The organism is Acinetobacter sp. ABJ_C1_1, assembly GCF_044684115.1.
Taxonomy (GTDB): Bacteria; Pseudomonadota; Gammaproteobacteria; order Pseudomonadales; family Moraxellaceae; genus Acinetobacter; species Acinetobacter nosocomialis_A.
Genome location: NZ_JBITPU010000019.1, coordinates 51,932 through 58,835, shown reverse-complemented (window position 1 = coordinate 58,835; position 6,904 = coordinate 51,932). Strand labels below are relative to the sequence as shown.

Annotated in this window: 7 protein-coding genes and 1 pseudogene; 1 reads left to right on the top strand and 7 read right to left on the bottom strand. The window is 36.7% G+C overall.

Going from position 1 to position 6,904, the window contains the following annotated elements; translation table 11 throughout:
* From ACG59Z_RS17080 to ACG59Z_RS17070, 3 genes and pseudogenes are all read right to left on the bottom strand, one after another.
* A pseudogene (locus ACG59Z_RS17080) lies at positions 1–230 on the bottom strand (hypothetical protein); the annotation flags it as partial.
* A gap of 77 nt (positions 231–307) precedes the next feature.
* Positions 308–835 carry a hypothetical protein gene (locus tag ACG59Z_RS17075; RefSeq protein ID WP_400200543.1) on the bottom strand — a complete coding sequence of 176 codons (528 nt, stop codon included), beginning with the start codon at positions 833–835 and terminating at the stop codon, positions 308–310.
* A gap of 143 nt (positions 836–978) precedes the next feature.
* Entirely contained in the window at positions 979–1,560 is a 582-nt protein-coding gene (locus ACG59Z_RS17070) for a TetR/AcrR family transcriptional regulator (RefSeq protein ID WP_400200541.1), read from the bottom strand.
* 695 nt (positions 1,561–2,255) lie between these two features.
* On the opposite strand from ACG59Z_RS17070, the gene ACG59Z_RS17065 reads away from it, so the two are divergent.
* The gene (locus ACG59Z_RS17065; RefSeq protein WP_004703602.1) at positions 2,256–2,672 is read left to right on the top strand and encodes an NF045616 family extracytoplasmic (lipo)protein; all 417 of its coding nucleotides are present in this window, start codon (positions 2,256–2,258) and stop codon (positions 2,670–2,672) included.
* Between the two features lie 53 nt (positions 2,673–2,725).
* Here ACG59Z_RS17065 and ACG59Z_RS17060 read toward each other — a convergent pair whose 3' ends face one another.
* From ACG59Z_RS17060 to ACG59Z_RS17045, 4 genes are all read right to left on the bottom strand, one after another.
* A complete protein-coding gene (locus tag ACG59Z_RS17060) occupies positions 2,726–3,217 on the bottom strand; it encodes a flavin reductase (RefSeq protein WP_032014964.1) in 492 nt (163 codons plus the stop codon).
* A gap of 187 nt (positions 3,218–3,404) precedes the next feature.
* Entirely contained in the window at positions 3,405–4,448 is a 1,044-nt protein-coding gene (locus ACG59Z_RS17055) for a methionine synthase (RefSeq protein ID WP_400200538.1), read from the bottom strand.
* Between the two features lie 21 nt (positions 4,449–4,469).
* Entirely contained in the window at positions 4,470–5,456 is a 987-nt protein-coding gene (locus tag ACG59Z_RS17050) for a DUF1852 domain-containing protein (protein WP_016804373.1), read from the bottom strand.
* 370 nt (positions 5,457–5,826) lie between these two features.
* On the bottom strand, positions 5,827–6,699 hold the full coding sequence (locus ACG59Z_RS17045; RefSeq protein ID WP_400200534.1) for a LysR family transcriptional regulator: 873 nt from the start codon (positions 6,697–6,699) through the stop codon (positions 5,827–5,829).
* Between the last annotated feature and the right edge of the window lie 205 nt (positions 6,700–6,904).

The window sequence follows — 6,904 nt, the reverse complement described above, 5'->3', positions numbered from 1 at the left end:
TAATTATATTGATATGAAACTGCTAGATTTGCCATTTTATCCCCGCCTCGTCCCCAAGGACTTGAGCACTTAATCTCATAATTTAAGATCTGAAATTTTTCTAACTGTATCCAATTTGGATGAGTTAAATTAAAGATTTTTAACTTAGCAGTAGGAATGCTTGTGCATAAAAAAATTAAAACAAGTAAAAACAATACAAGATAGAGACTACTATAGAAAAATTTATTCATAACTCAAAACTATAATAGATTAACTCTTAGCAAATGACAGATAATTATATACTATTAACATACAAATTAGTCCTCTATTATTTTTTAGAAGTGACTGTCAGATATATAATTAAACCGATTAAGACCAAAATGATTAATTGGATTTCTAAAACAAGATTTATCATCCAAGAGTTTCTAAATGATAAACCCTTTTTGGTTATTAATATTTTCGATTTCTTTGTGTCTGGTGAAATAAAAATTTTTATTTCATTATTTTTCTTTATCTCATTAAATATAGATATGTTCTGACCTTTCATCTCATCACAGTTTTCAGAAATAAATAATCTATATACAACCATAAAATCTTCTTTTTCTGATGTATAAGTGGCATTTCGATACGTATATTGATACTTTATATCTCCACGAGCATTCCTATCCATTCCTCGTCGCCATGGTTTACTTGAGCAGTAAACGTTATAATCTAAAATTTTATAATCTTTTACTTCAACCCAATCAGGATGAAATAGTTTAAAAACTTTTGATTGCAGGTTAAAAGATGAAGTTACAATTAATAGAATAAGAAAAACAGCTACTAAAGATAAAATAATTTTTATAAATAATTTCATTATCAAAATAACCTTACTAAAATCATATAATCTGAATAGCGATAGTCAAATTAACCCATAAAACACTATCGAAATATAATTTATATTTAACATATCCTTAGCGGCTAAATATTAGCATAAAAATAAAATTTTATTGAATAACCTTAAGTATAGTCACCGTATACTATCTTATTATTACCCCTCCCCCAAAACCGCTCCACCACCACATCCCGCTCATCCAAACTATTTGAGCTTAAAACCTGTAGCAGCAAACCATCGATCAGGTTGACCACCATGTCGGCATCAAATTTTGGCTCGCGGGTTTCTCCGCTAAAAATTAGGTCAAAAATTTCATGGCGTAACCACTTTCGGTATTCAACCGCCATACGGTAGGCCTTTGGGTAAAGCAGTTTTATTTCAAAAATGGCTTTAAGTAAAAGGTTGTACAGGCTGTTTAAATTGGTATGTAAAACAATAATTTCTTTGAGTTTGTCTTTTGAACTGTAGTAACGGTTTGAGTAAATGGTAGAGAGCACTTCTTCTCTGAGCAGGCTTTTTTGAAAGGCGGTGCACATTTCGATCAGGTGTTCTTTCGAGCCAAAATATTTATAAAACGTGGACTTGGTAATGTTGGCTTCTTTAGCAATTAGGTCTACGCCTGTGGTGTGAAAGCCACGAGTAGTAAAGAGTTGGATAGCGGTTTGAATAACCTGTAATTTTTTGGATGATATTTCTAAAGTTGGCATAGTTTTACCTTTTTAAATTCTTGTTGTGTCTAAATGAGATAAAAAGCCTGTGCCCTTTTTGGGAGAAAAAAAGGCACAGCAAAGCCGCAAGACGGTGCTTGGCACATCTCAAGTTTTGTTTTGCTAAGTTTTAAGTAAAAATGACGTAAAGCCTGAAAACCTTAGGGCGTTCAAGCTGCTATAATTTTTTAAGCTGTGTCGTTATAGCTTTTGGCGCTCAAGGCCAAGAAATGATGGATGTGCATAGCCAACTCCTGATTATTGGAGTTCTGCCAGAGCATTCATTTGGACTTATGGTGGCAGAACGAAAGAGGGTTGACAGACTGGTTTTCGAGAACCCAGCACACCCGAAGGTGTCCCCCTTCCGTCCTACCGCTACAAAAAGGGAGACGAGTGGGTCTACATCAAAAAAAACGTGTTTTTTCAATGCACTCGAAAAATCGGCCTGTCAAAGCCGGCTGGCAATGTGGCCAGCACGCAAAGCATAATCTGAGAGTTTAGATGTGTCAATGTCGCTTTTATGACAAGTATTTAAATTTCTTATTATTTTTCATTAGATTAACTTAATTATTATTTTAGATATTATATTTAATTGTATTTATTCATTTTTTAAAAAGAGTCAGATACGGTAAGCTAAACCGCATGAATTTTACTTTTTGATTTTGAATATTTTTTAGAACTTTACGAGAACATAAATGATAAGACTATCTTCAAAGTCCATTTTAATATTAACAACTGGGTGTTTGTTAAATGGCTGTAGCCAAGGCCCTCTTCCATTAGAAGTTACTCTACATCAAGATTATGTATGTGCCTTTACCAATAACCCTAAAAAAACGCATTATTCTTTTGATAATAAATTTTTGATTTTTGTGGCAAAAGCTGACTATACAAACGGCTACAAAAGCACCTATGAGAAAGAATATTCAAATGTTCCTTTGCCAATAGAAGAGAAAGATTGTGTAAAAATTCCTCTAAAGGCATTTGAAAAGAATGTGGCTTATGACATTACTTTAGATATATACAAAACTTTCGATACACGTATTTGTGTAGTAGAACAGAACAATAAGCTAGAAATTCGAGAGCCTGAACCGGGTGAAACAACCTGTAAATAGGATCGTTCCTAGACCCTCATTTCGCTATTTCAGAAACAACAAAACGAGTGGGATTAGACAATCTCGGTCTGCCCCACTTGGTGATAAGCGCGGTTAAAGTAAACCAAGCTTTGGTCATGCTGGCTTTGTTTAATCGCTACAATCGGACATATAAAAATCGTATGTGTGCCGACTTGTTGAATTTGTTCAATCTCACAATCGAAACTGACCAAAGCATCATCTAACACAGGTGAACCCGTTTCTAACTCAATCCATTCGCCATGTTTAAAGCGTTCTTCTGGTGTGAGTTTAGATGAAAATGCTTTTGAAATATGTTCGTGATGCGCACCTAAAACATTTACCGTTAAGATTTTGTTATCTAGGAAATGTGCATGTGAGCTCGCAGATTGGTTCATACACACCAATAATGTCGGCGGTGTGTCAGTCACACTACAAACAGCAGAGGCAGTAAATCCAAAACGGCCAGACATGCCTGCCGTGGTCACAACGCTAACCGCACTTGTGAGTAAAGACATTGCATTTCTAAAGTCTGTTGCTTGAACCATGACATTATTCCTAAATTGAACCGTACCTTTTCCTGTGTGTTTTGCTATACCGCCCAACTCCATCAGGAAGGTACTATCGACATGCGATCTAATTAGAGCGACATGTAATAAGTAAAATGAGGGTTACTGCTTTGATTATCAATAGCCATCAAAAAAGTAACCCTTTATACCATTGTATTGGTAAATATTAAGCAGTAAGTTCAAAACCAGTTAGTTCTCGACGAACAATTTCTGCACCTGCCGTTAAAGCATTTAACTTGCCACGTGCCACTTCACGAGAAAGAGGCGCCATACCGCAGTTTGTGCAAGGGTAAAGCTTGTCAGAATCTACAAACTGAAGTGCTTTACGTAGTGTGTTCGCCACTTCTTCTGGTGTTTCAATCTGGTTAGATGCGACATCAATTGCACCCACCATGACTTTTTTACCACGAATGAGTTCAAGTAAGTCGATTGGCACACGCGAGTTGTGACATTCTAACGAGATGATATCAATGTTAGAAGTTTGAAGTTTCGGGAAAGCTTCTTCATACTGGCGCCATTCTGAACCGAGTGTCTTTTTCCAGTCAGTGTTGGCTTTAATGCCGTAACCATAGCAAATGTGCACCGCAGTTTCACATTTTAGACCTTCAATTGCACGCTCTAAAGTCGCAATGCCCCAGTCATTTACTTCGTCAAAGAAGACGTTAAATGCAGGTTCGTCAAACTGGATAATGTCTACACCAGCAGCTTCTAGCTCACGCGCTTCTTGGTTCAAGATTTTGGCAAATTCCCAAGCTAGTTTTTCACGGCTCTTGTAGTGACTATCATAAAGTGTATCAATCATGGTCATTGGGCCAGGTAATGCCCATTTAATAGGTTGATCAGTTTGCTGACGTAGAAACTTAGCATCTTCAACAAACACAGGCTTTTGACGAGACACTGCACCTACAACAGACGGCACGCTTGCATCGTAACGGTCACGAATACGAACTGTTTCGCGCTTCTCAAAATCTACGCCATTTAAGTGTTCAATAAACGTGGTCACAAAGTGTTGGCGAGTTTGTTCACCATCGCTCACAATGTCGATGCCCGCACGTTGTTGTTCATGCAAAGCTAAACGTAACGCGTCTTTTTTACCTTCAACTAAGCCTTCGTTTTCAAGTTTCCAAGGTGACCAAAGCTTTTCAGGTTCTGCAAGCCAAGACGGTTTTGGTAAGCTGCCAGCAGTTGAAGTCGGTAATAATTTTTTCATGTTAAATGACCTGTATGTTGATTAATTAGGAGCGTAATTAGCAGACCACTGCTCAAGAATCGCTTGGTATGGTTTGATAAATTGCTCTTCAACAAACTTCCCCTGCTCTATAGCCAGACGGCTACGTTCTTCACGGTCATACACAATTCGAGTAAGTGAATAATCTTCGTGTTTCAAGCTTGGTTGATAAGACTTTCCAGCCACTGAATTTGCGTTGTAAATTTCAGGACGGTAAATCTTTTGGAAGGTTTCCATCGTACTAATGGTACTAATCAACTCAAGGTTGGTGTAATCACTCAACAAATCACCAGTAAAATAGAACGCTAACGGCGCAACGCTGTTTGGCGGCATGAAGTAGCGAACTTTTAAGCCCATTTTTTGGAAATATTCATCGGTTAATGAATAGTCTTCTTGCTTGTATTCCACACCCAAAACAGGATGTTCGTTTTCAGTACGGTGGTACTCTTTAGTTGTTGAAACGCTTAGGCAAATCACAGGCGCTTTTTTAAAATTGGCTCTGTAAGTTTCAGAGTTAATAAAGCTCTTAAACAAGTTGCCGTGCAGTTCACCAAACTTTTCTGGCGTGCTAAACGTAGACTTGTTTTTGTTGTGATCTAACAACAACACACTAAAGTCATAGTCACGTACATAAGACGAGAAGTTGTTGCCAACAATACCTTCGATGCGTTCATTGGTTTTCTTATCAACAATATTGGTTTTCAATATTTCGATGAGAGGAAGCCCGCTAGTACGGTTTTCGGCATCAATGTTCATTTCAACTGAAATGATTTCAAGTTCAACGCCATAGCGGTCGCCCTTAGGGTTGTCCCAATGAGCTAAGGCATTGAAACGATTGTCGATCATGCGTAATGTGTTGCGCAAATTTTCTTCGCGGCTCATCCCTCTCGCCAAGTTAGCAAAGTTGGTGGTAATACGCGTATTGTCTGCTGGACGATAGTTCTCATCGAAACAAATACTCTTAATCGTAAATGTAAATTCTTTACTCATTTTGATCAGTACCCTAATTTCTGAGATAAAACCTAAAAAAATTTCGAGCTCTTTTTTGAACTTTCCAGCCTTGTCAGTTTTGTGCCTTATGGTCTTATCAAAAAGTGAATTACTGGAGTGCTTCAGAGCATGAATAGATTTATACCGCAATCACAACATGAATAAAAATGATTTAGTCTCATTCAAAACTGAGTGAAATTCATGTTTGGAGTTTAATAAATAAGTAGGAATTTAAATATTTTTCATGTTAGGGGTTTTTAGACAGCACAAACGAGACATACGACACTCATGTTTCAATGCCTGTAATTTTCATAATTTATGATTATTTTCAAATATTTAAACTATTTATTTTTAAATAAAACTGCTCAACCTAAAGTAATCTATGTTGAATCTCGCTCATCTCTGCTTTTAGCCACTCTAAAAATATGGTTTTGCGTGGATCTTCCTCAAAAGCGCCATGAGAAAGTAGAAAATAGGCTGAATTATCTTGAACGATTGGTGAAATTTTTTTCAGTAAGTTCCACTCGAGCTCTTTTTCAATCATATAAATTGAGATGACTGTAGCTCCGAGTCCAGCCAAACAACCTTCTAAACATAGATAAAAATGTTCGAGTTCAACTTTCGTGTAGCCTTTTAAGCTTTGCTTTAACTCAGCAATGCGACTCATGCTTTTGAAAAAATTTGGCCTAGAGGTCGAGATGAGTACGTCTTTAGTTTCCAATGTCTTGGTTGGTTGAACTAGAGCAATATATTCATCGGCAATTTTTTCGCTATAGATATGCTCTCCCCAATCAAAATCATTTCGGCGAATCGCGATATCAATATTATCTTTTTCAAAGTCGACCACCCCACCTGCGGTAAGTAATACAACCTCAAAATCATGACCGAGCTTTTTAAATTTTGATAACCGCGGAATGAGCCATTTCATGGAAAGAGTCGGTTCACACGACAAGACTAGTTGTTTGTTTTCGGTTTTGGGTTGGCTGAGTTGAATCAAACATTCATCAAGTTGACCAAACACCTGATGGCAACAACTCAATAAAATTTCGCCCTGCTGGGTCATCACAAGTGTTTTATTTTTTCGCTCGAACAAAGCCGTATTCAAAGCTTCTTCTAAATTATAAATCTGTTTACTGACCGCACTTTGCGTCACAAATAATTTCTTTGCAGCTAAAGTAACGCTGCCATACTTCGCCACAAAATAGAAAAATTTTAGTGAATTCAGCGATATTCTTTCAATCATTCCAAAAACTCATAGATATGAAGTCGTTTTTATCGATTTTTATTTCTAGGTTTTTATTCAAAATAAAAATCATCTTTATTAAACCTCATTTTAGATGATGAAAAACATATTGAATATCGATATCTATCTTCGCAAACCTAAAGCCCCCACATCTCTTGTAAAAAGAAGAGCAATTTTAAGTAGTGTTTTCACCTTCTTACATACA

What these genes read in the sequence shown, in the direction of transcription:
- ACG59Z_RS17075 (WP_400200543.1), bottom strand. Translation starts at nt 835, where the DNA reads ATGAAATTATTTATAAAAATTATTTTATCTTTAGTAGCTGTTTTTCTT.
- ACG59Z_RS17070 (WP_400200541.1), bottom strand. Translation starts at nt 1,560, where the DNA reads ATGCCAACTTTAGAAATATCATCCAAAAAATTACAGGTTATTCAAACC.
- ACG59Z_RS17065 (WP_004703602.1), top strand. Translation starts at nt 2,256, where the DNA reads ATGATAAGACTATCTTCAAAGTCCATTTTAATATTAACAACTGGGTGT.
- ACG59Z_RS17060 (WP_032014964.1), bottom strand. Translation starts at nt 3,217, where the DNA reads ATGGTTCAAGCAACAGACTTTAGAAATGCAATGTCTTTACTCACAAGT.
- ACG59Z_RS17055 (WP_400200538.1), bottom strand. Translation starts at nt 4,448, where the DNA reads ATGAAAAAATTATTACCGACTTCAACTGCTGGCAGCTTACCAAAACCG.
- ACG59Z_RS17050 (WP_016804373.1), bottom strand. Translation starts at nt 5,456, where the DNA reads ATGAGTAAAGAATTTACATTTACGATTAAGAGTATTTGTTTCGATGAG.
- ACG59Z_RS17045 (WP_400200534.1), bottom strand. Translation starts at nt 6,699, where the DNA reads ATGATTGAAAGAATATCGCTGAATTCACTAAAATTTTTCTATTTTGTG.